The 432-nt window shown below is 39.1% G+C and carries 1 pseudogene; it reads left to right on the top strand.

Annotated features, from left to right (window positions below):
• Positions 1-432: pseudogene (locus ACVC5O_RS01810) on the top strand (hypothetical protein); the annotation flags it as partial.

Here is a 432-nt window from a genome sequence, read left to right as displayed (position 1 = left end):
CGATAGGAAATGCTACAGGTTATAGTTTAACTGTTGGCACAACTGCTGGAGGAAGCGATATTTTAAACGCTCAAGATGTTGGCAACGTAACGACTTTCGATTTACCAACCAATTTGCCAGACGAAACTACAATTTACGTATTTGTAATACCATATAATTCCGCAGGAAACGCAACTGCGTGTACAGAAGAAAGTTTTACAACAGAAGTCATTCTGCCATTGTGTACAACTTTATCGTCACCATTAAATGGAGCAACAGACGTGTCCATTGCAACAGATTTAACATGGAATTCCATAGGAAATGCTACAGGATATAGTTTAACTGTTGGCACAACTGCTGGAGGAAGCGATATTTTAAACGCTCAAGATGTTGGCAACGTAACGACTTTCGATTTACCAACCAATTTGCCAGACGAAACTACAATTTACGTAT

Source organism: Lacinutrix salivirga, from assembly GCF_053604675.1.
Note: the sequence above shows the minus strand (reverse complement) of the source record. Positions and strands in the feature narration are given on the sequence as shown.